Source organism: Streptomyces winkii (genome assembly GCF_032248595.1).
Classification (GTDB): Bacteria; Actinomycetota; Actinomycetes; order Streptomycetales; family Streptomycetaceae; genus Streptomyces; species Streptomyces winkii.
In genome coordinates, this window is record NZ_JASTTH010000002.1 from 500,537 (window position 1) to 526,898 (window position 26,362).

Annotated in this window: 17 protein-coding genes and 1 riboswitch; of the genes, 7 read left to right on the forward strand and 10 right to left on the reverse strand. The window is 71.1% G+C overall.

Annotation, left to right across the window (positions count from 1 at the left end):
- Positions 1-2 precede the first annotated feature (2 nt).
- From QQM67_RS06520 to QQM67_RS06530, 3 genes are all read right to left on the reverse strand, one after another.
- Positions 3-950: a class I SAM-dependent methyltransferase gene (locus tag QQM67_RS06520; RefSeq protein WP_314172642.1), complete on the reverse strand. Its 948-nt coding sequence runs from the start codon at positions 948-950 to the stop codon at positions 3-5.
- A 193-nt stretch (positions 951-1,143) separates the two neighbouring features.
- Positions 1,144-2,013, reverse strand: a complete 870-nt coding sequence (locus QQM67_RS06525) for a HalD/BesD family halogenase (protein ID WP_314172643.1) — start codon at positions 2,011-2,013, stop codon at positions 1,144-1,146.
- Positions 2,014-2,323: 310 nt separating this feature from the next.
- Positions 2,324-3,688 (reverse strand): ABC transporter substrate-binding protein, encoded by a 1,365-nt coding sequence (locus QQM67_RS06530; RefSeq protein WP_314172644.1) that lies wholly within the window; start codon positions 3,686-3,688, stop codon positions 2,324-2,326.
- A gap of 866 nt (positions 3,689-4,554) precedes the next feature.
- Between QQM67_RS06530 and QQM67_RS06535 the strand changes: the two genes are divergently transcribed.
- A complete protein-coding gene (locus QQM67_RS06535; RefSeq protein WP_314172645.1) occupies positions 4,555-11,064 on the forward strand; it encodes an IPT/TIG domain-containing protein in 6,510 nt (2,169 codons plus the stop codon).
- 131 nt (positions 11,065-11,195) lie between these two features.
- Here QQM67_RS06535 and QQM67_RS06540 read toward each other — a convergent pair whose 3' ends face one another.
- Positions 11,196-12,578 carry a cytochrome P450 gene (locus tag QQM67_RS06540; RefSeq protein WP_314172646.1) on the reverse strand — a complete coding sequence of 461 codons (1,383 nt, stop codon included), beginning with the start codon at positions 12,576-12,578 and terminating at the stop codon, positions 11,196-11,198.
- A 290-nt stretch (positions 12,579-12,868) separates the two neighbouring features.
- Positions 12,869-13,094, forward strand: a riboswitch (cobalamin riboswitch).
- Positions 13,095-13,230: 136 nt separating this feature from the next.
- Between QQM67_RS06540 and metE the strand changes: the two genes are divergently transcribed.
- Positions 13,231-15,624, forward strand: a complete 2,394-nt coding sequence (gene metE, locus QQM67_RS06545; protein ID WP_314172647.1) for a 5-methyltetrahydropteroyltriglutamate--homocysteine S-methyltransferase — start codon at positions 13,231-13,233, stop codon at positions 15,622-15,624.
- A 131-nt stretch (positions 15,625-15,755) separates the two neighbouring features.
- Here the strand turns inward: metE and QQM67_RS06550 are convergent, their stop codons facing one another.
- Both QQM67_RS06550 and QQM67_RS06555 read right to left on the reverse strand, forming a co-directional pair.
- Positions 15,756-16,520 (reverse strand): CbtA family protein, encoded by a 765-nt coding sequence (locus QQM67_RS06550; RefSeq protein WP_314172648.1) that lies wholly within the window; start codon positions 16,518-16,520, stop codon positions 15,756-15,758.
- Between the two features lie 15 nt (positions 16,521-16,535).
- Positions 16,536-16,769 (reverse strand): CbtB domain-containing protein, encoded by a 234-nt coding sequence (locus QQM67_RS06555; RefSeq protein ID WP_314172649.1) that lies wholly within the window; start codon positions 16,767-16,769, stop codon positions 16,536-16,538.
- A gap of 290 nt (positions 16,770-17,059) precedes the next feature.
- Here QQM67_RS06555 and QQM67_RS06560 point away from each other — a divergent pair, with 290 nt between their 5' ends.
- On the forward strand, positions 17,060-17,653 hold the full coding sequence (locus QQM67_RS06560; protein ID WP_314172650.1) for a histidine phosphatase family protein: 594 nt from the start codon (positions 17,060-17,062) through the stop codon (positions 17,651-17,653).
- Positions 17,654-17,785: 132 nt separating this feature from the next.
- Here QQM67_RS06560 and QQM67_RS06565 read toward each other — a convergent pair whose 3' ends face one another.
- From QQM67_RS06565 to QQM67_RS06575, 3 genes are all read right to left on the reverse strand, one after another.
- Positions 17,786-18,238 (reverse strand): VOC family protein, encoded by a 453-nt coding sequence (locus tag QQM67_RS06565; protein WP_314172651.1) that lies wholly within the window; start codon positions 18,236-18,238, stop codon positions 17,786-17,788.
- Between the two features lie 80 nt (positions 18,239-18,318).
- Positions 18,319-20,208, reverse strand: a complete 1,890-nt coding sequence (nhaA, locus tag QQM67_RS06570; RefSeq protein ID WP_314172652.1) for a Na+/H+ antiporter NhaA — start codon at positions 20,206-20,208, stop codon at positions 18,319-18,321.
- A gap of 158 nt (positions 20,209-20,366) precedes the next feature.
- On the reverse strand, positions 20,367-20,897 hold the full coding sequence (locus QQM67_RS06575) for a TerD family protein (RefSeq protein WP_314172653.1): 531 nt from the start codon (positions 20,895-20,897) through the stop codon (positions 20,367-20,369).
- Between the two features lie 284 nt (positions 20,898-21,181).
- On the opposite strand from QQM67_RS06575, the gene QQM67_RS06580 reads away from it, so the two are divergent.
- A complete protein-coding gene (locus QQM67_RS06580) occupies positions 21,182-21,625 on the forward strand; it encodes a DnaJ family domain-containing protein (protein WP_314172654.1) in 444 nt (147 codons plus the stop codon).
- 97 nt (positions 21,626-21,722) lie between these two features.
- Here the strand turns inward: QQM67_RS06580 and QQM67_RS06585 are convergent, their stop codons facing one another.
- Positions 21,723-22,013 (reverse strand): hypothetical protein, encoded by a 291-nt coding sequence (locus QQM67_RS06585; protein ID WP_314172655.1) that lies wholly within the window; start codon positions 22,011-22,013, stop codon positions 21,723-21,725.
- Positions 22,014-22,291: 278 nt separating this feature from the next.
- On the opposite strand from QQM67_RS06585, the gene QQM67_RS06590 reads away from it, so the two are divergent.
- The 3 genes from QQM67_RS06590 to QQM67_RS06600 are packed head-to-tail and all read left to right on the forward strand — an operon-like array spanning position 22,292 to position 26,353.
- Positions 22,292-24,046: a sulfatase family protein gene (locus QQM67_RS06590; RefSeq protein ID WP_314172656.1), complete on the forward strand. Its 1,755-nt coding sequence runs from the start codon at positions 22,292-22,294 to the stop codon at positions 24,044-24,046.
- Entirely contained in the window at positions 24,007-24,810 is an 804-nt protein-coding gene (locus QQM67_RS06595) for a response regulator transcription factor (protein ID WP_314172657.1), read from the forward strand. The genes QQM67_RS06590 and QQM67_RS06595 overlap by 40 nt, the downstream gene beginning before the upstream one ends.
- The gene (locus tag QQM67_RS06600; RefSeq protein WP_314172658.1) at positions 24,785-26,353 is read left to right on the forward strand and encodes a HAMP domain-containing sensor histidine kinase; all 1,569 of its coding nucleotides are present in this window, start codon (positions 24,785-24,787) and stop codon (positions 26,351-26,353) included. Before QQM67_RS06595 ends, QQM67_RS06600 begins: the two co-directional genes overlap by 26 nt.
- Positions 26,354-26,362: the final 9 nt, after the last annotated feature.

Below are 26,362 nucleotides of genomic sequence, written 5' to 3' on the forward strand. Positions count from 1 at the left end.
TCTCACTTCGGTTCGTCGGTGGGTGGTGTGGCCGGTGCGCCGGCCCGCCTCTCCAGTGCGGACGCGCTTTCCCGCGCGAGGCGTTCCGGGGACCAGGGCCATCCGGCGGTGCCGGACGGACGGGAAAGATACAGCCGCGCGTGGAGCCAGCCGTCCGCCTCCAGGCCGTCGGCGTCCACTCCGGCTTCCTTCATGGTCTCCAGCACCTGCGTCTGCTCCTGCGGCGAGGCGAACCGGCGCTGCCGGAAGACGTCGTCGACGCATACGGTGCTGTATCCCAGCTCCTCCAGCGCCCGCTCGACGGGGTCGAACGGGAACATGCGCAGCACGAAGTGCGCCATCCACGGCCGGTGGCCGCCCATGGAGCGGACGATACGCGTAAGAGTGCGCTCGGTGACATAACCGATGCACCCCGTCGAGATCACCAGATCCGTGCCGGCGAACCGCGCGCGCTGCCGCGGCGACGGGTCGTCCTGCTCCAGATCGGCGTGCACGATGTCGTCGAGGAAGCCCGCCTCCAGCGCGTACGCGAGCGCGCTGCCCGAGGTGTCCAGGCCCACGAAGCTGACGGGGCGCGCCGGTCTGTGCGCGCGGGCCAGCTTGCGGTCGCGGGCCAGCAGCGCCTCGGGGGTCTCCTCGGCGCGCCGGCCGCCGCCGGACTGCCCGCCGGTGCCGAGGTGTTCGTCGCAGTAGCGGGCGTAGAGCGCGTCCATGGTCACGTCGTACTTGAGCAGTGCGGCGTTGATGCCGTACGAGCAGCCGATGTCCAGCACCTTGGGCACCGCCACCTGCGCCGCGTCGCGGTACTCCTCGATGAGCTTCGCGAAGTACGGCTTGGCCTGCTGCGGCACGCAGTAGTCGAGCTTGCGCAACTCCCTGAAGTACGCACGGGGATCGGGCTGGTTGTAGATGTGGTCGAGCGTGACTTTTCCGGTGGCGTCGAAGCGCACGGATCTGCTCCTGTGGGGTGGCGGGGAGGATTCGCGGCGGGTGCGGGTGCGGGGCTGAGGGCGCTGGGAGTCCCCGGCGCAGCGCCGAGGAGGGCTCACAGGGTCCCCGGCACGGCGTGGAGGGGCCCGCGCGGCCGGGCGGCCCTCCGCCGCGACGGGCGTCAACTCTCGTTCGCCGGGCCTGCGGACACGCCTAGTCGAGGAGCCGGTCGCCGCGCACCGCGCGGCCCTCGGCCTCCAGATGCGCCGGCAGCACCCGTCCGAAGAGCTGCCGGGTCCGTGACACGCTTCCCACCACCCCGGGGCGCTCGCTGTACGCGAAGATCGCCGAGTGGCGCGCGAGCGCGCCGCGCACGGGGCTGACGCGGTGCAGGGAGAAGCGGCCCTTGAAGAGCTGGAGATCGCCGGGCCGCAGGGTCAGGCGCCGCGTCGACTCGCCGCCCCTGCCGTGGAGTACGTCCCGTACGCCGTCGAAGTTCTCGTCCTGCGCGGAGCGGATGTTCGGGCAGTACTCGAAGACGCCGCCCTCCTGCGCCTCCTGAGTGAGCATGCTGACGGTGAACTCGTTGGTGTCGAAGTGCCAGGGGTGCTCCATGCCCGGCTCGACGACGTTGAGCACGAGCCCGGAGAGCGGGTCCGCCAGCTCGTGCAGCTCGTCGAGTTCGAAGCAGCGGGCGACGAAGCGCTGGAACACCTCGTCGGCGTAGAGGCGGCTGATGAGGGAGCCGGAGGGGATGCGGTCGCGCGGGACGAAGGCGTTGCCGCGCTCGAAGGCCATGCGCCCCGGGTGGTCCTCGGGGAGGTCCGGGCCGACGGCCATGTTGTAGACGTTGACCGTCGCGACGTCGAAGTGCGCCCGCGGCGCCATGTGGGCGCCCTCCTGCTGGAGCGTCTCCTGCAAGGACGGGCGGATGAAGTCCGGCAGGACGGTGCAGCCTTCGGCCAGGAGGTCGTTCCTGGCCCGGGAGAGGACGGCGCGTCCTCCGGCGCTGTCGAGGTCCATGAGGGGATACCGGTCGGTGTCGACCAGCTCCTCCAGTGTGGTGGCTTCCGAAGTGCTCATCCGTTCCTCTCCCGCCGCGGTCCGGCCGTCCCGAGCCCGATGTCCGGGCCGCACCCGCGGTACCACCCGGCGTACGGCCGCGGGAGTCGCGGCGGCTGCCGGTGTGGTCCGCATCCCGACCGGACCTCACCCTCGGAATCTCACCAACTCTACTGATGAGTAACGGAGTTGAAGCTCCCACACACAGGCATGCGTTGTCTGTGACACGTCACACGGTCGTCACATGGCGGTGCTCGCGAGCGCGCGGCGAGGAGCCGCCGCCGTGCCGGCAGCGGCGGCGTGACGGTCTGAGCGTGGCGGTGCCCGGACGTCAGCCCGTAGTGCCCGTGGCCGATGCGTCCAGGTAAGCCTTTGCTGCCGCCTGGTCGAGCTTCTCGGCCGTCGCCTTCGGGTTGGACGGATCGCGGATGAACTCCTGGAGGAGCTGCCACTCGCCCGCCCCGGGCTTGCCGCCGAAGTCGCCGGGCGCCTGGTCGGACATGTCGAACTGCACGGCCTCGCCCGCGTCCACAAGGGACTTGGCGACCTTGCGGGTCGTCTCGTCCGGGTAGGCGTTGAGGTTCAGGTTGATGTTGGGGGAGAGGAACCCGCCCTCCTTGGCCCAGATCTCCGCCGCCTTCGGGCTGGCCAGGTACTCGATGAAGGACATGGCCATGTCCTTGTTCTTGCCCTCCTTCATGGCGACCGCCGCGTCACCGCCGCTGATCACGGGCGGCTGCTTGCCCTTGGAAGCCGGCGGGAAGGAGAAGAAGTCGGCGTCCTCGTCGACCTTCCGCTTGAACGCGCCGGATATGATCCCGGCCACGAAGTCGCCCTCGTAGACCATCGCGGCCTTGGGGTCCTTGCCGTAGACGGCGCCGACGGACTCGTTGAGGTCGGTGCGCAGCGCCTCGGTTCCGCCGCCGGCGACCATGTCCTTGTCCTTGAAGAGCTTGCCGAAGGTCTTCAGGGCCTTGATGACGGTGGGGTCGGTCCAGCCGATCTCGTTCGTCGCCAGCTTCGCGTAGTTCGCGGGCCCGGCCTGGGCGAGGTAGATGTTCTCGAACCAGTCGGTCAGCGGCCAGGCGTCCTTGCCCGCCACCGAGAAGGCCGAGGTGCCCTGCTGCTGTGCGAGCTTCGCCCCGCTGTCGACCATCTCCGTGTAGTCCTTCGGGGGCTCGATGCCGGCCTTCTTGAAGGCCTTCGGGTCGTACCAGACGGTCGACTTGTGCGATGCCTTGAAGTAGAGACCGTAGAAGATCCGTCGCACGCTGCCGTAGTTCTGCCACACCAGCGCGAAGTTGCGGGCCGCCTCCAGCTCGACGTTCGGCGGCAGCGGCTCCAGCCAACCCTTCTGCGCGAACTGCTGGAGCACGCCCACCTGCGGCACCATCGCCACGTCGGGCGTTTTGCCGCTCTTGCGCAGATCGCGGATGAACAAGGCGAAATCGTCACGGCCTTGCGCGCGGCTGGAGAGGAACTTCACCTTGGCGCCGGTCTTCTTGGAGAAGCCGTTGAGCACCTTTTTGAAGTTCTTGCCCTCGGCGCCCGCCCAGGAGCCGGCGACCGTGAGGGTCTTGCCGCTGAACTCCTGTTCGCCGGACGCGCTGTTCAGGCCGTTGCACGCGGTCGCCGTAATGGCGAGCGCGCACGCGACGGCCGCGAGGGGGGATACCGCAATGCGAGGTCTTTTCATGATTTCTCTTTCAAGGCAGCTAACGCGGGTGCTGAAGTCGCCGATCCACCAATTCGCAGTGGAGCCGGAAGTGCTGTCGCGGAGCAGCCGCCGGCGGTCAGGAGCGGTGAGCAGTGGCGCCTGGTCCTGGGCGGTGCTTGAGCTCGCTGTTCAACTGTCCGTCGCCACGCGAAGTCGAAGCTTTCGGGCGGGCGTCTCCAGTGAGCGCGGGCTGCCCTCCGTACGGGCATCGCTCACGGCGCAGATCTGACCCGTAACGGGAGAACCGTCAGACGGGCTGGTCTGACCCGACCGGTTCGCGGGGTGTACGCGCCTGACAACGTAGTGCAGTCGGTACCGCTGGAAAACGGTTGTGCCGCAATGCGAAGCAAAAAATCTACTCGTGAGTCGCCGTTGACGAGCGACCGCTTACCGTGTTCGGCACGAAATGGCGGAACGGAACCTGGTGACTCGTACACGAAGAACGCGATGAAGACATGAGGGACATGAAACGGATGAAGGACATGGATCTGATGAGGGACATACGTCAGTGAACACGGCCACGCCGGGCCCGTGAAGCGGCCCGGCGTGAATTTTTCGAAGGCCGCCGGGGGAGCCTTCAGGCACCCGTTGCGGAAGCGGTGCCCGGTCCCCGCTGAACGGCGACGGGCGCGCCGTCGGCCCGAACGGCGCCTCGACGGGCGGGAGTCGACGGCGACCGGATGTGCCGCGCGGTGAGGCGGTTCCTGGGGTCCTTCACGTACCCGCGTCCCGAACTGCCTTGCGAGCGGGGGCACTTGGGGGAAGCGGCAAGAGCTGGTGCAGGGGCGTACTCCGGCGTGAACTGATGCACTCGATCCTTCGTGGGATTGTCGTATTCACCACGTATGCATCATCTACCCGATTTCACTCCTTTCGGGGTGTGTCTCCCGTTCGTTTCTATTGCGGCAAGAGGTAGTGGGCTCCACCCGACTCAACTGACTCAACTGTCCAGACGCCCCTCTCCTGCCGTGCACCACCCGGGCACGGGCGGCGAGTTGACGGGGCGGGTCCGGGCGAGTGGAGCCTCCGGCCTGGAATCTTCCCTTCGGAGGAGGCTGCAAGTGCCAGCACCAACGATCAATCTCATCCAGCCCTCCACTGCATCTCCCGGTGCCCTCGTAAGGATCATCGGTTCCGGTTTCACGGGTGCGACTGCCGTGAACTTCGGCAGCACCAGCGCCACTTTCACTGTGATCACCGACGGAGTGATCAACGCCACCGTTCCGCCCGGGACCGGTTCGGTCCTGGTCACGGTGGTGAATCCCAGCGGCACCAGCAACGGCAAGGCCTTTACATACGCGGGGTCGCCGGCGGGGCCGGTCATCCAGACCATCTCCCCGACGGCCGGACCTAGTTCGGGCGGCACGACGGTAAGGATCACCGGCGTCGGTTTCACCGGTGCCACGGCTGTGAAGTTCGGCAGCACCAACGCCACCAGTTTCACCGTGCTCACTGACAGGACGATCGATGCCGTGGCTCCGCCGGGGACCGGTTCGGTGCTGGTGACCGTTGTGGCGCCCAGCGGCACAAGCAACGGCATCGCGTACCAGTACTTCCCGGTGCCGACGGTGACGTCGGTTTCTCCGTCGTCGGGCCCGCTGGCCGGTGGTCAGTCGGTGACGATCACGGGCACGGGGTTCACGGGTGCGACGTCGGTGACGTTCGACGGTGCCGCGGCCACGAGCGTGGTCGTGGTGAACGACACCACCATCACGGCGGTGACGCCTGCGGGTTCGGTCGGTCCGGCGAACGTCGCGGTGACCACTCCGGGCGGTACGGGCACCGGCGTGGGTGTGTACACGTATGCGGCGGTGCCGACGGTGACGTCGGTTTCTCCGTCGTCCGGTCCGGTGGCCGGTGGTCAGTCGGTGACGATCACGGGCACGGGGTTCACGGGCGCGACGGCGGTGACGTTCGACGGGGCGCCTGCGACGGGTGTCGTGGTGGTGAATGCCACGACGATCACGGCGGTGACGCCCGCCGGGTCGGCCGGTCCCGCGGATGTCGCGGTGACCACTCCGGGCGGTACGGGCACCGGGGTCGGTGTGTACACGTACGTGGTGGCGCCGACGGTGGCATCGGTTTCTCCCTCGTCGGGTCCGCTGGCCGGTGGTCAGTCGGTGACGATCACGGGCACCGGGTTCACGGGCGCGACCGCGGTGACGTTCGACGGCGCCGCGGCCACGAGCGTGGTCGTGGTGAACGACACCACCATCACGGCGGTGACGCCCGCGGGTTCGGCCGGTCCTGCGGATGTCGCGGTCACGACTCCGAGCGGCACCGGTACCGGCGTGGGTGTCTACACGTACGTGCCACTGCCGACGGTGACCTCGGTTTCGCCGCCGTCCGGACCGGTGGGCGGTGGTCAGGCGGTGACGATCACGGGTACCGGGTTCGTCAACGTGTCGTCGGTGACGTTCGACGGTGCCGCGGCCACGAGCGTGGTGGTGGTTTCGTCCACGCAGATCACGGCGGTGACGCCCGCGGGTTCAACCGGTCCGGCGGATGTCGCGGTCACGACGCCCAGCGGTACGGGCACCGGGGTCGGTGTGTACACCTATGTGGTGGCGCCGACGGTGACGTCGGTTTCTCCCTCGTCGGGTCCGCTGGGCGGCGGTCAGTCGGTGACGATCACGGGCACGGGGTTCACGGGTGCCACGTCGGTGACGTTCGACGGCGCTGCGGCGACGAGCGTGGTGGTGGTGAATGCCACGACGATCACGGCGGTGACGCCCGCCGGGACAGTCGGTCCGGCGGATGTCGCCGTGACCACTCCGGGCGGTACGGGCACCGGGGTCGGTGTGTACACGTACGTGGTGGCGCCGACGGTGACGTCGGTTTCTCCGTCGTCCGGTCCGCTGGGCGGCGGTCAGTCGGTGACGATCACAGGTACCGGGTTCACGGGTGCGACGTCGGTGACGTTCGACGGCGTCGCGGCGACGAGCGTGGTGGTGGTGAATGCCACGACGATCACGGCGGTGACGCCTGCGGGTTCGGCCGGTCCGGCTGATGTGGCGGTCACGACTCCGGGCGGTACGGGCACCGGGACGGGTGTCTACACCTACGTGGCGGCGCCGACAGTGGTCTCGGTCTCGCCCTCCGCGGGCCCGCTGACCGGTGGTCAGTCGGTGACGATCACCGGTACCGGATTCGTCAACGTGTCGTCGGTGACGTTCGACGGCGTTGCTGCCACAGGCGTCGTCGTGGTGAACGCCACGACGATCACGGCGGTGACACCTGCCGGGACGGCCGGTCCGGCTGATGTGGCGGTCACGACGCCGAGCGGTACGGGCACCGGCGTGGGTGTGTACACCTATGCGCCCGTTCCCACGGTGACGTCTGTGTCTCCGTCCTCGGGTCCGCTGGCCGGCGGTCAGGCGGTGACGATCACAGGTACCGGGTTCACGGGCGCGACGTCGGTGACGTTCGACGGTGCCGCCGCGACCAGTGTGGTGGTGGTGAATGCCACGACGATCACGGCGGTGACGCCCGCGGGTTCGGCCGGTCCGGCGGATGTCGCGGTGACCACTCCGGGCGGCACCGGTACCGGCGTGGGTGTGTACACGTACGCGCCGATCCCCACGGTGACGTCGGTGTCTCCGTCCTCGGGTCCGCTGGGCGGCGGTCAGGCGGTGACGATCACAGGTACCGGGTTCACGGGCGCGACGTCGGTGACGTTCGACGGCGCCGCGGCCACCGGCGTCGTGGTGGTGAATGCCACGACGATCACGGCGGCGACGCCCGCGGGTTCGGCCGGTCCGGCGGATGTGGCGGTGACGACCCCAGGCGGTACGGGCACCGGGACGGGCGTCTACACCTACGTCGGGGTCCCGACGGTGACGTCGGTCTCTCCCGCGTCGGGCCCGCTGACGGGTGGTCAGGCGGTGACGATCACCGGTACCGGGTTCGTCAACGTGTCGTCGGTGACGTTCGACGGCGCTGCTGCCACGAGTGTGGTGGTGGTGAGTGACACGTCGATCACGGCGGTGACTCCCGCCGGCGCGGTCGGTCCTGCGGATGTCGCGGTCACGACCCCGAGCGGCACCGGTACCGGCGTGGGTGTCTACACCTACGTGCCGGTCCCGACGGTGACGTCGGTCTCTCCCGCGTCGGGCCCGCTGGGCGGCGGCCAGGCGGTGACGATCACGGGCACCGGGTTCACGGGTGCGACGGCGGTGACGTTCGACGGTGCCGCGGCCACGAGTGTGGTGGTGGTGAATGACACGTCGATCACAGCGGTGACGCCTGCCGGGACAGTCGGTCCCGCGGATGTCGCGGTGACCACACCGGGCGGCACCGGCACCGGGACGGGTGTGTACACATACGTGGTGGCGCCGACGGTGACGTCGGTCGCGCCCTCGTCCGGTCCGCTGGGCGGCGGTCAGCCGGTGACGATCACGGGCACCGGGTTCACGGGTGCGACGTCGGTGACGTTCGACGGCGCCGCGGCAACCGGCGTCGTGGTGGTGAATGCCACGACGATCACGGCGGTGACACCTGCGGGTTCGGCCGGTCCGGCGGATGTCGCGGTGACCACGCCGGGCGGCACCGGCACCGGGACGGGCGTCTACACGTACGTCGGCGTCCCGACGGTGACCTCTGTGTCCCCCGCGTCGGGTCCCGTGGCCGGTGGTCAGTCGGTGACGATCACGGGTACCGGGTTCGTCAACGTGTCGTCGGTGACCTTCGACGGCGTTGCTGCGACGAGCGTCGTGGTGGTGAGTGACACGTCGATCACGGCGGTGACGCCTGCGGGGTCGGCCGGTCCGGCGGATGTCGCGGTCACGACCCCGAGCGGTACGGGCACCGGCCCGGGTGTGTACACGTACGCGCCGATTCCCACGGTGGTCTCGGTCTCGCCGCCGACAGGTCCGCTGGCCGGTGGGCAGTCGGTGACGATCACGGGTAGCGGGTTCACGGGTGCGACGGCGGTGACCTTCAACGGTCTTGCGGCCACAAGTGTCGTGGTGGTGAATGACGCGACGATCACGGCGGTGACTCCGGTCGGGACGCTTGGTCCCGCGAATGTGGCGGTGACCACGCCGGGCGGCACCGGCACCGGGACGGGTGTCTACACCTACGTGGCGGTGCCGACGGTGACGTCGGTGTCTCCGTCCTCCGGTCTGCTGGCCGGTGGTCAGTCGGTGACGATCACGGGCACGGGGTTCACGGGTGCGACGTCGGTGACGTTCGACGGTGCTGCCGCGACCAGTGTGGTGGTGGTGAATGCCACGACGATCACGGCGGTGACGCCTGCGGGTTCGGCCGGTCCGGCGGATGTCGCGGTGACCACTCCGGGCGGTACGGGCACCGGGACGGGCGTCTACACCTATGTGGCGGCGCCGACGGTGGCGTCGGTGTCTCCGTCGTCGGGTCCGCTGGGCGGCGGCCAGATGGTGACGATCACGGGTACGGGGTTCGTCAACGTGTCGTCGGTGATGTTCGACGGTGGCGCGGCCACGAGTGTGGTGGTGGTGAACCCCACGACGATCACGGCGGTGACGCCTGCGGGTTCGGCCGGTCCGGCGGATGTCGCGGTGACGACGCCGAGCGGTACGGGTGCCGGCGTGGGTGTGTACACGTATGTGGCGGCGCCCACCGTGACGTCGGTCTCTCCGCCGTCAGGTCCGCTGGGTGGCGGTCTGGCGGTGACGATCACGGGTACCGGGTTCGTCAACGTGTCGGCGGTGACGTTCGACGGTGCACCTGCCACGAGCGTGACCGTCGTGAACGACACCACGATCACGGCGGTGACTCCCGCCGGGACGGCCGGTCCCGCGGATGTGGCTGTCACGACGCCGAGCGGCACGGGCATCGGGACGGGTGTTTTCACCTACGTGGCGGCGCCGACGGTGACGTCGGTGTCTCCGTCCTCCGGTCTGCTGGCCGGCGGTCAGGCGGTGACGATCACCGGTACCGGGTTCACCGATGCGTCGGCGGTGACGTTCGACGGGGCGCCTGCTACGGGCGTCTCGGTGGTGAACGACACGACGATCACGGCGGTGACGCCTGCGGGTTCGGCCGGTCCGGCGGATGTCGCGGTGACCACTCCGGGCGGTACGGGTACCGGCGTGGGTGTCTACACCTACGTGGCGGCGCCGACGGTGGTCTCGGTCTCTCCGTCGTCGGGTCCGCTGGGCGGTGGTCAGCCGGTGACGATCACGGGTACGGGGTTCGTCAATGTGTCGTCGGTGACGTTCGACGGTCTCGCGGCGACGAGCGTGGTCACGGTGAACGACACCACCATCACGGCGGTGACGCCTGCGGGTGTGGCCGGTCCGGCGGACGTGGCAGTGACCACGCCGAGCGGAACCGGTACCGGGACGGGTGTCTACACCTACGTGGCGGCGCCGACGGTGGTCTCGGTCTCTCCGTCGTCGGGTCCGCTGGGTGGCGGTCAGCCGGTGACGATCACGGGTACCGGGTTCGTCAACGTGTCGTCGGTGACGTTCGACGGTGCCGCTGCCACAAGCGTGGTCACGGTGAACGACACCACCATCACGGCGGTGACGCCTGCTGGTTCGGCCGGTCCGGCGGATGTCGCGGTGACGACGCCGAGCGGTACGGGCACCGGCCCGGGTGTCTACACCTATGCGGCGGGGCCGACGGTGACTTCGGTCTCTCCCGCGTCGGGTCCCGTGGCCGGCGGTCAGCCGGTGACGATCACGGGCACCGGGTTCACGGGTGCGACGTCGGTGACGTTCGACGGTGCTGCTGCCACGAGTGTGGTGGTGGTGAGTGACACGTCGATCACGGCCCTGACGCCTGCTGGTTCGGCCGGTCCGGCGGATGTCGCGGTGACGACGCCGAGCGGTACGGGCACCGGCGTGGGTGCCTACACCTACGCGGCGGCGCCGGCGGTGGTCTCGGTCTCTCCCTCGTCCGGTCCGCTGAGCGGCGGCCAGTTCGTGACGATCACCGGTACCGGGTTCACCGGGGCGCTCCTGGTGACGTTCGACGGGGCGCCGGCGATGGACTTGGTCGTCGTCAACGACACGACGATCACGGTGGAGACTCCGGCGGGGTTGCCCGGTCCGGCGGACGTCGTGGTCACGACGCCGAGCGGCACGGGTACCGGCGTGGGTGTCTACACCTACGCGGCGGCGCCGACGGTGATCTCCGTGGCTCCCGCGTCGGGTCCGGCGGCCGGCGGCACGCCTGTGACGATCACCGGTACCGGGTTCACCGGGACGCTCCTGGTGACGTTCGACGGGGCGCCTGCCACAAGCCTGGTGGTGGTGAATGACACGACGATCACGGCGGTGACGCCCGCGGGTTCGGTCGGTCCGGCCGACGTGCTGGTCGTGACGCCGAGCGGGCTCGGTACAGGGACGGCGGCCTACGCCTACGTCTGATCCAGCCGGATGAGCCGGGCGACCGGCTTCATCCCCGACCGCTGCGAGGCTCCCGGCCGTTCGCCCCGGTGTACATCACCGCGGCGACGGCCGAGGAGCCTCGCTCCGTTCATGCAGGGCCGGGCCGGGTGTCATGCACCGTCCGTACCGGCGGCCTCGAACGTCAGCGACCGGATGCGGTTGTCGAAGCTGGAGGGGACGAGATCCGGCAGCCCGACCGCGCGCATGCCGACGGAGTCGGTGAGCAACAGCCGGAAGAGCGCCTTGAGTTCCTGGCGGGCGAGGTGCGCGCCGAGGCAGTAGTGGGGTCCCCCTCCGCCGTAACCGAGGTGGGGGTTGGGGTCCCGGGTGATGTCGAAGGTGCCCGCGTCGGGGAAGACGGCCTCGTCGCGGTTGGCGGAGGCGTAGTAGAGCGCCACCGTGTCGCCCTTGCGCAGCGTACGGCCGCCCATGACGTGGTCGGTACGCAGCGTGCGGCGGAACTGGATGATGGGCGTCGAGCAGCGCACGATCTCGTCCACCGCGGTGTCCGCGTACTTCTCGAAGTCGCTCTCCCACAGCTCCCGTTGCTCCGGGTTCTCGCTGAGCAGCGCGAGCCCGTGCGAGATCGCGTTCCGCGTGGTCTCCACCCCGGCGACCATCAACAGCGTGAAGAACGCGCCGAGTTGACGGTTGCCCAGGCACTGCCCGTCGACGTCGGCGGTCACGAGGGCCGAGATCAGATCGTCGGTGGGGTTACGGCGCCGCTCCCGCGCGAGCATGGCGATCATGACGTGCATACGTGCCAGCGCGCGGAGCCCCTTGCCGGGGATGCGGAACCTGGCGCCGGCTCCGCGACGTACGCCGATGTTCTCCGACGCGTCGTTGAGCTGCGCGAGGATGCGGGGCCGGTGGCGCTGCGGGATGCCCATCATGTTGCAGACCACCTCGAACGGCACCAGCGAGGCCACGGCCGTCACGAACTCGCGGGAGTCCTTGCGCAGCGCGTCGCCCACCACGGTGGCGGCGACCTCCTCGATGTCCTTCTCGGCGCCCGCGAGCAGCCGGGGGCTGAACGCACGCGAGATGATCTTCCGCAGCCTGGCGTGGTCCTTGCCGTCGAGATTGACCATGGACTCCCCGAAGAGGGCCTTGACCCAGCGCGCGGGATGCGGAGTGGTGACGCCCGGCGCGCTCCCGAACACCGCCGCGTTGCGGCTGGCTTCCTGCACGTGCTCGTGTCTGACGAGCGCGTAGAAGCCCGGCTGCTGCCGCTTGCGCAGAGCGTGCTGCGGATATGCGAAGTACGTGGGCGCCTCCCGCTCGCGCAGCATGGCGAAGACCTCGTGCCGCTGGGAGTGCGGCAGCTGCCAGAAGTGCGGGTCGGCGGGGTTCGCCTCCGGCGGCAGCTGGGCCGCGTCGGCGGTGGTCTCGGCCGGGGTCTCAGCGGGAGTGGAGGCGTCGGGTGCGGCCGCGGCTTCCGGGACTTCAGGGGCTTCCGTGGATGCGGGCGCGGTGCGGGGTGGCATGGTCATCTTCTCCAGTCGTTTCCAGTCGCGTTCGTGGAGGGGACCGCCCCGCGGGCCTGCGTACCGGCGGGGCGCCGAGTCTCCGGCAGCAGCTTGGAACCGGCGGGCCGCTCCACGGCCCGCGCCACACCGCCGCGACCCGGACGGCCCTGCGAGAGGGCGCCCGGCGGAGCCGGACAGGGTCCCGACTCCCGCTTCCGCGACGGCCCCCTCGGGCCCCGCTCGGCCTTCCTGAACCGCAGCGGCGCATGATCTGCCCCGCGTCCCGATCCTTTGCCGGTACGGCACACACCCCCGTACGCTGGAGAAGCAGTCGGTTCGGCCTGTCCGCCAGGCAGGCGCGTCGCAAGAGGGAATCCGGTGCGACTCCGGAACTGCCCCGCAGCGGTGAGTGGGAACGAACGCCGTCATACGCACTGGGCCCGAGCGGCCCGGGAAGCGACGGCCAGTAGGAGCCGGTCCGTGGATCACGGACACGGCGAGCCCGCGAGTCCGAAGACCTGCCACTGCCCGCACACGGATCGTGTGCGGCGATCTCGGTGACCTCGAGGGCGGGTCGGCGGTACAGGCGAGCAGCACGCGGTGGTGTGTGTGCCGCCGTCGCCTCTCCTCCTCCCCGTACCTCCGGGTCACCGCGGGACTCGCGAAGGAGAGTTGAGTGACACCGAATTCCGCAGCGGGCGCATCGAATGCGTCCTCGTCAGCCTCGTCACCCGCGTCACGTCAAGGGACGTCCGCGTCCGGCACGCCGAGGACGTGGCGCGCCACAGTCCACGGCTACCCGCGCCAGGGCCCGGGACGTGAGCTGAAGAAGGCCGTCGAGGGCTACTGGAAGGGCCGCGTCTCCGCCGAAGCCCTGCGGGAGACTGCGGCGGGGCTGCGCCGGGACAACTGGCGGCAGCTCGGAGACGCCGGGGTGCACGAAGTGCCCACGGGAGACTTCTCCCTCTACGACCACGTGCTGGACACCACCGTCATGGTGGGCGCCGTACCCGAGCGGCACCGGACTGCCCTCGAAGCGGACGCGCTCGACGGCTACTTCGCCATGGCGCGCGGCACGCAGGACGTCGCGCCGCTGGAGATGACGAAGTGGTTCGACACGAACTACCACTACCTCGTCCCGGAGTTGGGGCCCGGCACCGTCTTCACGGCGGACTCGGCCAAGCAGACCGGCGAGGTGTCGGAGGCCCTCGCCCAGGGCCACGAGGCCAGGCCCGTGCTCGTGGGGCCCGTCACGTATCTGCTGCTCGCCAAGCCCGCGCCCGGGGTCGCCGCGGACTTCGAACCGCTGACCCTGCTGGACCGGCTGCTTCCCGTCTACGCCGAGGTGCTGGCCGACCTGCGCGCGGCCGGTGCCGGCTGGGTGCAGCTGGACGAGCCCGCGCTGGTGGCGGACCGTACGTCCGCGGAGCTGAACGCCGCGGCGCGCGCCTGCCGGGAGCTCGGCGAACTCACGGACCGGCCCCGGCTGCTGGTCGCCTCCTACTTCGACCGGCTCGGCGACGCGCTCCCCGTACTGGCCAAGTCGCCCGTCGAGGGGCTGGCCATGGACTTCACGGGACCGGCCGCCGCCAACCTGGAGGATCTGGCGCGCGCGGGCGGGCTGCCCGGCAAGCGGCTGGTCGCGGGCGTGGTGGACGGACGGAACGTGTGGATCAACGATCTGAAGCGGTCGCTGTCCACGCTGGCCTCGCTGCTCGGCTTCGCCGACCGGGTCGACGTCGCACCGTCCTGCTCGCTGCTGCACGTACCGCTCGACGCCGCCGTCGAGCGCGACGTGGACCCGCAGGTCGCGCGCTGGCTGGCCTTCGCGCGGCAGAAGGCGGAGGAGGCCGTCGCCCTGGCGCAGGGGCTGAGCGAGGGCACCGACGCCATCGCGGCGCTGCTGCACGCCAACTCCGCGGCGCTGGCCTCCCGTTCGTCCGCCGCGCTGACCCGGGACCCCGCGGTACGGGCCCGCAGCGAGGCCGTCACCGACGCCGACGGCCGTCGTCCGCAGCCCTATCCGGAGCGCGCCGCCGCGCAGCGCACGCGGCTGAACCTGCCGCCGCTGTCCACCACCACCATCGGGTCCTTCCCCCAGACCGGCGAACTGCGCACCGCACGCGCCGACTTGAGGGCGGGCCGCCTCGACGCGGACGGCTACGACAGGCGCATCGCCGCGGAGATCCGCGACGTGCTCGCCTTCCAGGAGCGGGCCGGGCTGGACGTCCTGGTACACGGTGAGCCCGAACGCAACGACATGGTCCAGTACTTCGCGGAGCGCCTGAGCGGATACATCGCGACGCAGCACGGCTGGGTGCAGTCCTACGGCACCCGCTACGTCCGGCCGCCGATCCTCGCCGGCGACGTCTCACGTCCCGAGCCGATGACGGTGGAGTGGACGCGCTACGCCCAGTCGCAGACCGCACGCCCCGTCAAGGGCATGCTCACCGGGCCGGTCACCATGCTCGCGTGGTCGTTCGTACGGGACGATCAGCCGCAGGCCGAGACCGCGCGCCAGGTCGCCCTCGCGCTGCGCGACGAGGTCGCCGATCTGGAGGCCGCGGGCACGTCCGTCATCCAGGTCGACGAGCCCGCGCTGCGCGAGACGCTGCCGCTGCGGGCCGCTGGGCGCCCCGCCTACCTGGCGTGGGCGACGGAGTCCTTCCGGCTCGCGACGAGCGCCGTACGCGCGGACACGCAGATCCACACGCACATGTGCTACGCGGAGTTCGGTGACATCGTCTCCGCCATCGCGGATCTCGACGCCGACGTCATCAGCCTGGAGGCGGCCCGTTCCCATATGCAGGTCGCGGACGAACTCGCCACCGCCGGCTACCCGAACGAGGTCGGCCCCGGCGTCTACGACATCCACTCGCCGCGGGTGCCGGACACGGAGGAGATGGCGTCGCTGCTGCGCAAGGGCCTCGGCGCGATCCCGCCGGAGCGGCTGTGGGTCAACCCGGACTGCGGTCTGAAGACCCGCGGCTGGCCCGAGGTGCGCGAGGCGCTGGAGCACATGGCCGAGGCGGCCCGGACCGTACGTGCGGAGGTCGCGGCCGGCGGGTGAGGCGTGAGAGCGGGCTGTGCGGTACGGCACCCGTGCCGTACCGCACAGCCCGCCCCGTACCGGTGGACGGCGGACCGGAAGAGACCGAGGTGAACCGGCCCGTGCCGGAACCAAGTCCCGGTCCGCCCGGCTCAGTTCGCGGCGGTGGCCGCCGCGGCCGGCGCCTCCTTGTGACGGCGTGCGGCGAACCCCAGGGCACGCTCGGCGAGATGACCGAACGTCAGCCCGAAGGCCGCCCACAGCACCAGCTGAACGGCGAGCGCCGAGACCCGGAACCGCCACAGCAGCAGGGCGGGGAAGTGCTCGGGAAGCTCGCTGAGGGACGGCAGGAACGCATAGGCGAGCCCGACGGCGACGGCGAAGCCGAGCACGGCCGCCACCGTCGCGTACCAGTTGCCCAGGCGCGGTGCCAGGCGCTTGCCGAGGATCGTCGCCCCGACGGCCAGCAGCACGCTCAGCAGCACCATCAGGAAGTACAGAGCCGTGCGCTTGTCGAGGCTCGCCGGGTCGCCCACGGAAGGCGGGTTGGCCGGGTACTTCAGGAACGGCACCAGATACACGCACACGAACGCGGCGCCCGACAGCAGCACCGCCGTCGCGCGCGGGCCGAAGCGGCCCACGCGCCCCAGCGCGAAGCTGAAGGCCAGCGAGGCGATGCCGCCCAGAGCCACGCCGTAGACCAGGACTGCCGTGGCGAGGCCCGCGGTGGACTGCATGCCGCGGCTGACGATTTCCGCACCGTGCTCGTGCGAATGCGCGTGGGCCTCCTCGAAGGCGATGGCCGCGTCCACCTGGGGCTCGCCCAGGAACGAGGCCGTCACCAGGGCGAACAGGCCCGCGACGAGACCGGCGAGCATGCCGCGCACAAGGAGAGTCCTCACTGTGGCGGAGTTCATCGTGCTCCTCCCCGCTCAGTGGCAGGGGAAGCCGAGAAGGTGGCGTCCGTCGTGGACCCACTCGTGCACGCCCGTGCCGGAGATGAGGGACGTCGCCCCCTGCTCGGCGCCGACGAAGTACAGCAGGACGAGCATCAGCAGACCGAAGAAGACAGCCCACGGAAGGATCGCCTTGGCCGGCAGCGTCGTCGGAACGGCGGCGCCGGAGGCGGGAGTCGCGGAACTGGGCGGGGCGATGGACTGTGCCATGGCAAGACCTCCTGTTGGGAACTCGCGTCCCTGTCGGTGGAGCTCGTGACGGCACAGCGGGTCTGGCTCGCCCCCGCCCGTACGCTGCGCACGGCAGCGGACCGGAAGGGGCATACAGTGGCGCGACCGCGCCGGAATCTCACCGGCTTCCGCCCTGCCGTCGTCGATCGATACGAGCGGAAGGTACCCCGACACCACGTGTCCGGCCAAGGCCGCACATCCCGGGCAGCCGGCCCCGGTGCCGTCGACTCCCGTACGGAGAGCGGCCGTTCACGGGCGAGGAGAGGCAGATGACCACGCGAGTGACTTTGATCTCGCCCGCGCGCAGCGAGTCCTCAGAGGAGTTCCGCTTCGACGACGGGCGGCCGCTGAGCGACGCCGGAGTGCGGGAGACCGGGGCCGCGCGGACCGCCGCCGCCGCGCTGCTGTCCGCGGCCGGGTGCAACGCCGTCTCACCGTCTGCCCGTTGTGTGCAGACCGCCGAGGAGCTGGGCGTTCCCGGCGCGTCCGGACTCACCGACGAGCGGCTGGCCGGCTGTTCGGCGGGCCGCTGGCGCGGCAGGACGCTGGAGGAGGTGAGCGCCGCCGAACCGGACGCCGTCGCACAGTGGTTGGCGGACCCCGCGAGCGCGCCGCACGGCGGCGAGTCCGTCGTGCGGCTCTGCGCCAGGACAGGGGAGTGGCTGACGGAGCTCGCCCGGCTGCCCGGCCGCGTACTGGCGGTCGTGGAGCCCGACGTCGTGCGGGCCGCGGTGGTGTTCGCCCTGGGTGCGCCCGCCTCGGGGCTGTGGCGCGTGGACGTCGCACCGCTGACGGCGACGGAGTTCAGCGGCCGGTCCGGCCGCTGGAACCTCCGCGCGGGCACGGCCCTCGTCGTGCCCTGATCTCTTCCCGGCGCGTTCTAGGACGTGTCCGCGAAGTCCCTCCCCCAGACTCCGGTCTGGGAGGTGCCCCAGCACGCACCGGGTGCCGACAGCCCCGGCCTCCGGCCGGACGGCGCTACTTTGCGGACACGCCTAGCCCCTTCCCGCGGGCGGGTCCGCGAGGACGCCCTCCCGCAGCCCCGTCGCCTGCCCCACCTCGATGAGGTAGCCGTCGGGATCGCGTACGTAGCAGCGCAGTTCGACCTTGCGGTCGATGGGAGGGGTGAGGAACTCGGCGCCCTTGGCGCCCCATTCGCGGTAGCACTCCTGGATGTCGGCCACGCGGATGTTGAGGAAGCTCGATGTGGTGTCCGGGTCCTCGGGCGGCCGCAGCGTCACGTCGGGCTTGTCGGGGGTGGGCCCCCCGCCAGGGTTCATGATGATCCAGCCGTTGGCGAGCCTGACGATGCACGGGTTCTCCTCCAGCACCACCGTGCCGCCGAGGACGTCCGAGTAGAACGCGCGGGAGCGTGCCACGTCCCGCACGGTCAGGAAGTGGGTCAGGAGGATGCCCGTGTCGGGCGTGGGCAGGTCTTCGCGTCGCATGTGTCCGGTCTCTCCCTGCTTCGGTTCGATGTTCTCGCAGGGTATGGACGGTTTCGGGCACGCCGTCGCAGTAACACGCGCTACCCGCCGATATCGACCCGCACCCGCGCCGCCCGTACGGCCGCGTGCAGGCTCGCGCTGTCGTACGAGCCGTGGTGGCGGCGGCCGTTGACGAAGAACGTGGGTGTGCCCGACACCCCGCTGTCGTCGGCCGACTCGACGTCCTCGGCGATCCGCGTCGCCCCGACGCGCTCGCGCAGGTCCTCACGGAAGCGGTCGACGTCCAGGCCGAGCACCTTCGCCTGCCGCACCAGCATGGGGACGCTCGTCTCCTCCTGATTGGTCAGCAGCCAGTCGTGCATCTCCCAGAAGGCGCCCTGCTGTGCCGCCGCTTCGGCCGCCTCCGCCCGCAGCTGCGCGTTCGGATGGACGTCGGTCAGCGGCAGGTGGCGCCACACGTGGCGCACGTCGTCCCGGCCGCCGAGGAGCGCGCGGATGACGGGTTCAGCGCCGGCGCAGTACGGGCACTCGTGGTCGCCGTACTCGACGAGCGTGACGGCGGCGTCGGCCGGCCCGCGCACGTGGTCGCGCTCGTCGTCGACCTCGGTGGTCAGGTCCAGGATGGGTGCGGACGTGCCGAGCAGCGCGCGGCCCTTGATGTGGTGCGGCAGCAGCGCAGTGGCGCGCGAGACCAGCCACGTCGCGGCGGAGGCGCACAGCGCCGCGCTGAGCACGCCGATCTTCGCCTCGTCCAACTGCGCGCCGTGGAAGGCGAGTCCGGCGATGAGAAGGGAGACGGTGAAGCCGATGCCGGCGATCGTCCCGCCGCCGACGGCCGCGGCCCAGCCCACCGGCGGACGCAGCCGGCCGCCGCTCAGGCGCGTCACCAGCCACGAGACGCCGACGATGCCGATCGGCTTGCCCACGACGAAGCCGATGAGGATGCCGAGCGTGATCGGCGAGGCGAACGAGCGGGAGAGGAGCTCGCCCGTGATCGGCACGCCCGTGTTGGCGAGGGCGAAGAGCGGCACGATCACATAGCTCGTCCACGGGTGGAAGAGGTTCTGGAGGCGGTCGTTGGGGGAGATGGCCGCCGCCAGGCCGACGCGTGCCGTGCGCGCGAGCTCTCCCGTCGGCTGCTCGCGGAAGAGCCGGAAGAGCCCGCTGGCGCGCTCCAGGTCGTCGCGGGCCGCCGGATACGCGTATGTCAGGAGCCCCAGCACGAGGCCCGTGACGACGGGGTCGACCCCCGACTTGAGCATCGCCACCCACATGACGATGCCGAGCAGGGCGTAGGCGAACCCGGAGGAGATCTCCGCGTACCGCAGCACCAGCACCACGACGAGGAGGCCGCACGCCGTCAACAGCGGTACGGCGGCGACGTGTTCGGAGTAGACGAAGGCGATCACGGCCAGCGCGATGACGTCGTCGACGACGGTGAAGGTGAGCATGAAGGCACGCAGCCGCCGCGGGAACCGCGGGCCCACCAGGGCGAGCATGCCGAGCGCGAAGGCCGTGTCCGTCGACATGGCCGCTCCCCAGCCCTGTGCGGACGCATGGCCGGTGTTGAGCGCGAGATAGATCGCGACGGGCACGATCATGCCGCCGACCCCCGCGAGCGCGGGCAGGGTCACCCGGCGGCGCTCGCGCAGATCGCCCATGTCGAACTCGCGGCGTGCCTCCAGCCCCACGACGAAGAAGAAGAACGTCATGAGCCCGCTGTTGACCCAGTCGTGCAGATCCAGCGAGATCCGCTCGTCGGAGACGCCGATGAACAGCCGCGTCGACCACAGCCGCTCGTACGAGGCGAAGTCGATGTTCGCCCAGACCAGCGCGGCGAGCGTGGCCGAGAGCAGAACCGCCGCGCTGCCCGTCTCCGTGCGCAGGAAGCGGCGCAGCGGCCCGTGCAGGCTGGCCCACGGGGTCCGCCCGGTCAGTTCACTTCGGGAAGACCCCGGCGAATCGGTCATGCGCCAAGTCTCTCCCAGGGAGCGCCTGTCTTCGCACAGCGGCCCCGGGCGTGCGTCGCCGCCTGTCGCCGCGCCTCGTCGCACGTCGCACGTCGCACGTCGCACGTCGCACGTCGCCGCACGCCGGGCGGCGTGGCGGACGCGGACGGCCCGCGGCGTCAGGCGGGCCTGCGGCCCATCTCCTGCGCGAAGGACGCCGGCTCGGTGTCGAAGCCGGTGACCCCGTCGTGGAGCTCCCAGGCGCCGTCCTCCCCGCGGACGAACTCGGCGACGGTCGCCGCGGTGGAGGCGGGGATACCCGCGAAGTCGTTCTCCGCCAGCTTCGTGTACCCCTCGCTGATCTGCACGAGGGTGTTCGACACGTCGCCGAACGTCATCCGGCCCCCGCCCTGCTGGATGGCCACGCCCACGACGACGCGCGTGTACGTCGGCGCGAGCCGCTCCAGCTCCAGCGTCATGGCCTCGTCGGGGCCGAACCCCTGGCCGGTGCGGCTGTCCCGGTTGAGCGTGATCGTGCCGTCCGGGGCGCGCTGGTCGAAGTGGACGAGATAATCCGGGTCACCGTACGGATCGTCGCCGGTGTACGTGGCGGCGACGATGTCCAGATCGTGCACGGGCGCCCCCATGGGACTCGGGTCCCACTTCAGCTTCACCTCGACCTTTTCGAGACCCTTGTTGAGACTGCTCACAGACTTCCCCTCCTGGTCCGGGACGCAGCGTTCGACCGGCCGCACGCTGTGTCAACTGTACTGCCGGAGAACGAGGTTGGGCGGCCGGGGAACCAGGTGAGGACCGGTTCGGCGGGCCGCGGACGAGGGAAGGACGGAACGTCCGCTCCGGCGGACGGCTCTCGTCGCGGCACGCACGGCGCCGACGGCACGGGTCCTCTGCCCGACCGACGGGACCGAGCAGACCCACGACGTCAGCGTCAGCCCGCCGTCAGATCCTGGGCGAGATGCCGGAGAATGGAGACATGACCGAACGGAAGCCGCCGGGAATCAGCTTCGAATCGTGGGTGGACAGGCAGATCCGCGAGGCGGAGGAGCGCGGTGCCTTCGAGGACCTCCCGGGCGCGGGCGAGCCCCTCCGGGACGGGGACGCGCCGTACGACGAGAACTGGTGGCTGAAGCGGAAGCTGCGCGACGAGGGCGTGACGCAGCTGCCGCCGACCCTCGCGCTCCGCAAGGAGGCCGAGGACGCGCTCAGGGCCGCCTCCCGCGCACAGTCGGAGGCGGAGGTGCGGCGGATCGTGAACGCGGTCAACGACAAGATCCGCGAGGCCTTCCGCCGGCCGATGTCCGGCCCGCCGCTGAATCTGACCCCGTACGACGTGGACCGGGTCGTCGAGGAGTGGCGCGAGGGCCGGGGCCGCGGGGACGGCGAAGAGAGCGGCCCGGGCCCCGGCTCCGGCGCCTGACGGCGGCGGACAGCGGACGATCAGCCCGACGAGGCCGATGCCGCCTCGTGAGACGGCCGCGGCCGACGTACGCCGGGCTGATCGCCCGGGACGCGGTCTACGGCAGCAGCGAGCGCACCAGCTCGCACGTCGTGTCGGACGGCGGATGCACGCCGATGCGGGCCGCTGTACGGCGGATCGTGCGGTCACCTGCCTGACTCGGCGCGTACACACCGGAGTCGAGCAGGGCGATGGCTATGCGCATCGCCTTCAGCTGCCGGTTGTGCGAGACATACCACTCCCGCGGGCGGCCGGCCGGAAGCCGCTTCTTCGGCGGGCGGCCGGTGGACGAGGCGGGGAAGGCGAGCGGCAGAGGGGGCGTCAGGGGGCGGGCTGTGGCTGCGGTCATCGGCGACCTCCGGGACGTCGTGCCGTGGGTGAGGTGCTGACGTGCTGACTTGTCGGCCGTGCTGACGTGCCGCGCGGGCAGGTGTGCCACGCGCCGCGTGTGTGTGCCGACCCGGTGAACGGGTGTGGACCGCGCATCGGGTTCTGGTTCCCAGAATACCGCCGGGCACTGACAACGCCGCCGCCAACGTCCCTGGTCGCAAGGGATGTTGGGGGAGTGCGTCATGGTGCTGACGGTCCCCGTACGCCGTCTTCACACTCCTCGAACATCGCTTGCCGATGCTGGCCCCCGACAAGGACCACGAGGAGAGGGGGACGGCGATGCGGCGCAGCTCCACGCAACGTGTGCTGGCAGGCGTGATCGCCCTGCTTCTGCTGCTTCCCGCGATGGCCGGGTGCAGCGCGGAGGCGGACGCGGGAGACGGCAAGAAGAAGCCCAACGTGCTGATGGTGATGACCGACGACCAGTGGCTGGAGTCGATGCGGATCATGACCCACACCCGGCAGCTGCTCGGCGAGAAGGGCGTGACCTTCGACCGCTACCACCCGTCGACGCCGCTGTGCTGCCCCTCGCGATCGACGTATCTGAGCGGGCAGTTCGCGCACAACAACGGCGTACGGCACAACAAGGCGCCGCAGGGCGGCTACGACAAGCTCGACGAGAAGAAGACGCTGCCGGTGTGGATGCAGAAGGCCGGATACGTCACCTCGCACATCGGCAAGTACCCCAACGGCTACGGCGACAAGGACCCCACGCACGTGCCGCCGGGGTGGGACGAGTGGCGCGGCGCGGTGAGCGCGTCGACGTACAGGATGTGGGGCTACCGGCTCAACGAGAACGGCAAGCTGCACACCTACGGGAAGTTCGACGAGGAGGACCCGGACCTCTACCAGACGGACGTGTACCGCGACAAAGGCGTCGACTTCATCGAGCGCAAGGCCAAGGAGGACAAGCCCTTCTTCCTCAGCCTCGCCTTCCTCGCACCGCACTCCGAGGGCAAGAAGGCGGCGCCCAAGGGACCCGCCCCGGAGAAGTCCGGCAAGCCGCGCGAGAAGAAGGGCGACGGGCCGAACGTGGGCGAGGCCCCGCGTCCCGCGCCGCGCCACAAGGGCGAGTTCGCCGACGAGAAGCTGCCCGACGACCCCGCGTACGGCGAGGACGACATGCGGGACAAGCCCGCCTTCCTCCAGGAGCGCCCCGACCTCGACGCCGGGACCACGCGGAAGATCACGGAGAGCTACCGAGGGCGGCTGGAGTCGCTGCTCGCCGTGGACGAGGCCGTGCAGAAGCTGATGGACACCCTCAAGGCCACCGGCCAACTGGACAACACATACGTGCTGTTCACCTCGGACAACGGCTTCTTCTTCGGCCAGCACCGCGTCCCGACGGGGAAGTTCCTCGCGCACGGGGCGTCGGGGCAGGTGCCGATGCTGATGCGCGGTCCCGGCCTCGACGGCGGCGCGCACTCGGAGGAGCTGACCGAGAACGCCGATCTGGCCGCCACCATCGCGGACATCGGCGGAGCCGACCCGGACCTCTCCCTCGACGGCCGCTCCCTGCTGCCGTACGGGCGCGATCCGGGCAAGCGCAGCGGACGGCCGGTGCTTCAGGAGATCGCGGAAGGCGCACGTCGCTCGCCGGTGAAGGACCGTACGGGCGGCGGGAGTTCGGCGGGGGCCGGTGCGCCGCCCCACGACGACTCCTCCGCCGGCAGGGCGGCGGGCGCCGGGGACCTGGACCAGGACGGCGAGGCGTCGCCTCCGGTGCCGGAGAAGAACGGCGATCGGCGCCGAGGCCAGAGCTCCGCGGCCTACGAGGCGATCCGCACGGACCGCTATCTCTACATCCGCTACGTCCGGGGCGGGAGGGAGCTGTACGACCTGGCCGAGGACCCGCACGAGCTGACCTCGCGCCACGCCGACCCCGAGTACGGGAAGGTGCGCGCTTTCCTCGACGCCCGCCTCGACGACCTGCAAGGGTGTGCGGGAGCGGAGTGCCGCGAGGAGATTCCGCGGGCGCCCGCACCCGGCTGAACGCGGCGCGGCCGAACGACCCGCCGTGGCGCCGCAGTCGGGCGAAGGACTGCGGCGCCGCAGTACGGAGGAGGAGGACCCTGGCAGGGCAGAACCGCGGCCTCGTACTGGTCGTCGAGGACGAACCCGCCATCGCCGCACTGGTCCGCACGTATCTCGTACGCGAGGGCTTCACGGTGATGACGGAGTCGACGGGCGAGTCGGCGCTGGCCGCCGCCCGCCGGCACCGCCCCGTCGCGCTGATCCTCGACATCATGCTGCCCGACATGGAGGGCACCGAGGTGTGCAGACGGCTGCGGAGCGAGCAGAACTGGACGCCCGTGCTGTTCCTCACCGCGCGCGACGAGGAGGTGGACCGGCTGCTCGGCCTGGAGCTCGGCGGCGACGACTACATCACCAAGCCGTTCAGCCCGCGGGAGTTGGTGGCCCGCGTGCGCGTGGTGCTGCGGCGCACCTCTGGTGCCGTCGCCGAATCCGTGCGGTGCGTCGGTCCCCTCAAGGTCGACGTGCCGCGCCGGAAGGCCTCGGTGGAGGAGGAGCTCGTCGAGCTCACGGCCACCGAATTCGACCTGCTGGCCCATCTGATGGCGCGGCCGGGGCGTGTCTGCACGCGCAGCGATCTGCTGGCGGCCGTCTGGGGCCATCGCTCCGACGCGGGCGCGCGCACGGTCGACGTGCACATCGCACAGCTGCGGGCCAAGCTGGGGCGCGGAGCGGGAACGATCCGGACGATACGCGGTGTCGGATACAGCGTCGAAGAGTGAACCGGCCGCGGGGGCGGGCGAGTCGGGCGGACCGGGCGGGCCGGTCCCACCCGGCGGACAGGCCGGTTCGGCCGCGTCGGCCGGGTCGGCCGGTTCGGCCGCGACACTGAGGCTGCTGCGCGGCCGCGCCGGGCGCATGACGTCCCGCACGGTGCTCGTCACGCTGCTCGTCGCGCTCGTGTCGGTGCTCGCGACCGCGGCGGCGGCCGTGCCGCTCGTACGGCAGGCCGCGACGGCGCAGGCGCGGGAGTCGCTGCGCGATCAGGCGGACCTCGCGGCGACGATGCTCGCCGCGCGCACCGGACGCCCGGACCGCGTACGGCAGTTGGCGCATCTGATGCGCGGCAACGGCATCCGCTTCTCCCTCGTACGCGCCCACACCCCGGACCGCGACTGGGTCCCGGCCGCGACCGCGCGGCGGCTCGCGGAGGGTAAGCCCGCGCACACCCGCTTCACGGGCAGGGACGGCGGTGAGGTGCTGATCGAGGCGCGCCCCGTCGGAGTGGCCGGCGGTGTCGTGCTCGCCCAGCCGCTGGAGGAGGCGCGCGGTGAGACGGTCGGGGTGGGGCTCGCGCTCGCGCTCTCGGCCGGAGCGACCGCGGGAACCCTCGCGGGCGTCCTGCTCTCCCGCCGCCTCGCCCGGCCGCTGCGGCAGGCCGCGCGCACCGCGGACCGCATCCGCCGGGGTGACCGCGGCTGCCGGATGCCGCTCGACCCGCCCGACGAGGTACGCGAACTCTCCAGCGCGCTCAACGAGTTGACCGCGGCGCTGGAGCTGAGCGAACGGCGGCAGCGGGACTTCCTGATGTCCGTCTCGCACGAACTGCGCACACCGCTGACGACGATCAGCGGCTACGCGGAGGCCCTCGCCGACGGCGTGCTGACCGCCGGGGAGGACGTCGCGCGGGACGCCGGCCGCACCATCCTGACCGAGGCCGGGCGCCTCGACCGCCTGGTGTCCGATCTGCTGGCGCTCGCACGGTTGCAGGCCGACGACTTCACGCTCGACGTGGAGGAGGTCGACGTCAGGGCGCTGGTGTCCGGAGCGGTGACCGCGTGGCGCCCCTCGCTCGAACGGTCCGGCACGCGGCTGGAGACGGAGCTGCCGCCGGGGCCGCTCCTGGCGCGCACCGACCCGGGACGGCTGCGGCAGGTCCTCGACATCCTGGTGGAGAACGCGGGACGGGTGGCGCCGGGAGCGCCGCTGGTGGTCGCACTCGCCCCGTCCGGCGACGCCGCGGGTTCTGGGGGTTCCGCGGGTTCCGGCGGTGCCGCCGGTGACGCGGGCCCGCCCGGGACGGCGGTCCCCCGCGGGCACTTCGCCCTCTCGGTGCGCGACGGCGGCCCCGGTCTGTCGGACGAGGATCTGCTCGTGGCCTTCGAACGCGGCAGGCTCCACCGCCGCTACCACGGCAGCCGTCCCGTGGGCACCGGACTCGGACTCGCCCTGGCGGCGCAGCTCGTGGAGCGTCTCGGCGGCACGATCGCCGCGGCCCACGCGCCCGAGGGCGGCGCGCACTTCACCGTACGGCTGCCGGTGTGAGCCCCGATC

Excerpts from the sequence above, each read along its gene's own strand:
- QQM67_RS06525 (WP_314172643.1), bottom strand. The coding sequence starts at position 2,013 with ATGAGCACTTCGGAAGCCACCACACTGGAGGAGCTGGTCGACACCGAC.
- QQM67_RS06530 (WP_314172644.1), bottom strand. The coding sequence starts at position 3,688 with ATGAAAAGACCTCGCATTGCGGTATCCCCCCTCGCGGCCGTCGCGTGC.
- QQM67_RS06535 (WP_314172645.1), top strand. The coding sequence starts at position 4,555 with ATGCATCATCTACCCGATTTCACTCCTTTCGGGGTGTGTCTCCCGTTC.
- QQM67_RS06540 (WP_314172646.1), bottom strand. The coding sequence starts at position 12,578 with ATGACCATGCCACCCCGCACCGCGCCCGCATCCACGGAAGCCCCTGAA.
- QQM67_RS06550 (WP_314172648.1), bottom strand. The coding sequence starts at position 16,520 with ATGAACTCCGCCACAGTGAGGACTCTCCTTGTGCGCGGCATGCTCGCC.
- QQM67_RS06555 (WP_314172649.1), bottom strand. The coding sequence starts at position 16,769 with ATGGCACAGTCCATCGCCCCGCCCAGTTCCGCGACTCCCGCCTCCGGC.
- QQM67_RS06560 (WP_314172650.1), top strand. The coding sequence starts at position 17,060 with ATGACCACGCGAGTGACTTTGATCTCGCCCGCGCGCAGCGAGTCCTCA.
- QQM67_RS06565 (WP_314172651.1), bottom strand. The coding sequence starts at position 18,238 with ATGCGACGCGAAGACCTGCCCACGCCCGACACGGGCATCCTCCTGACC.
- nhaA (WP_314172652.1), bottom strand. The coding sequence starts at position 20,208 with ATGACCGATTCGCCGGGGTCTTCCCGAAGTGAACTGACCGGGCGGACC.
- QQM67_RS06580 (WP_314172654.1), top strand. The coding sequence starts at position 21,182 with ATGACCGAACGGAAGCCGCCGGGAATCAGCTTCGAATCGTGGGTGGAC.
- QQM67_RS06585 (WP_314172655.1), bottom strand. The coding sequence starts at position 22,013 with ATGACCGCAGCCACAGCCCGCCCCCTGACGCCCCCTCTGCCGCTCGCC.
- QQM67_RS06590 (WP_314172656.1), top strand. The coding sequence starts at position 22,292 with ATGCTGGCCCCCGACAAGGACCACGAGGAGAGGGGGACGGCGATGCGG.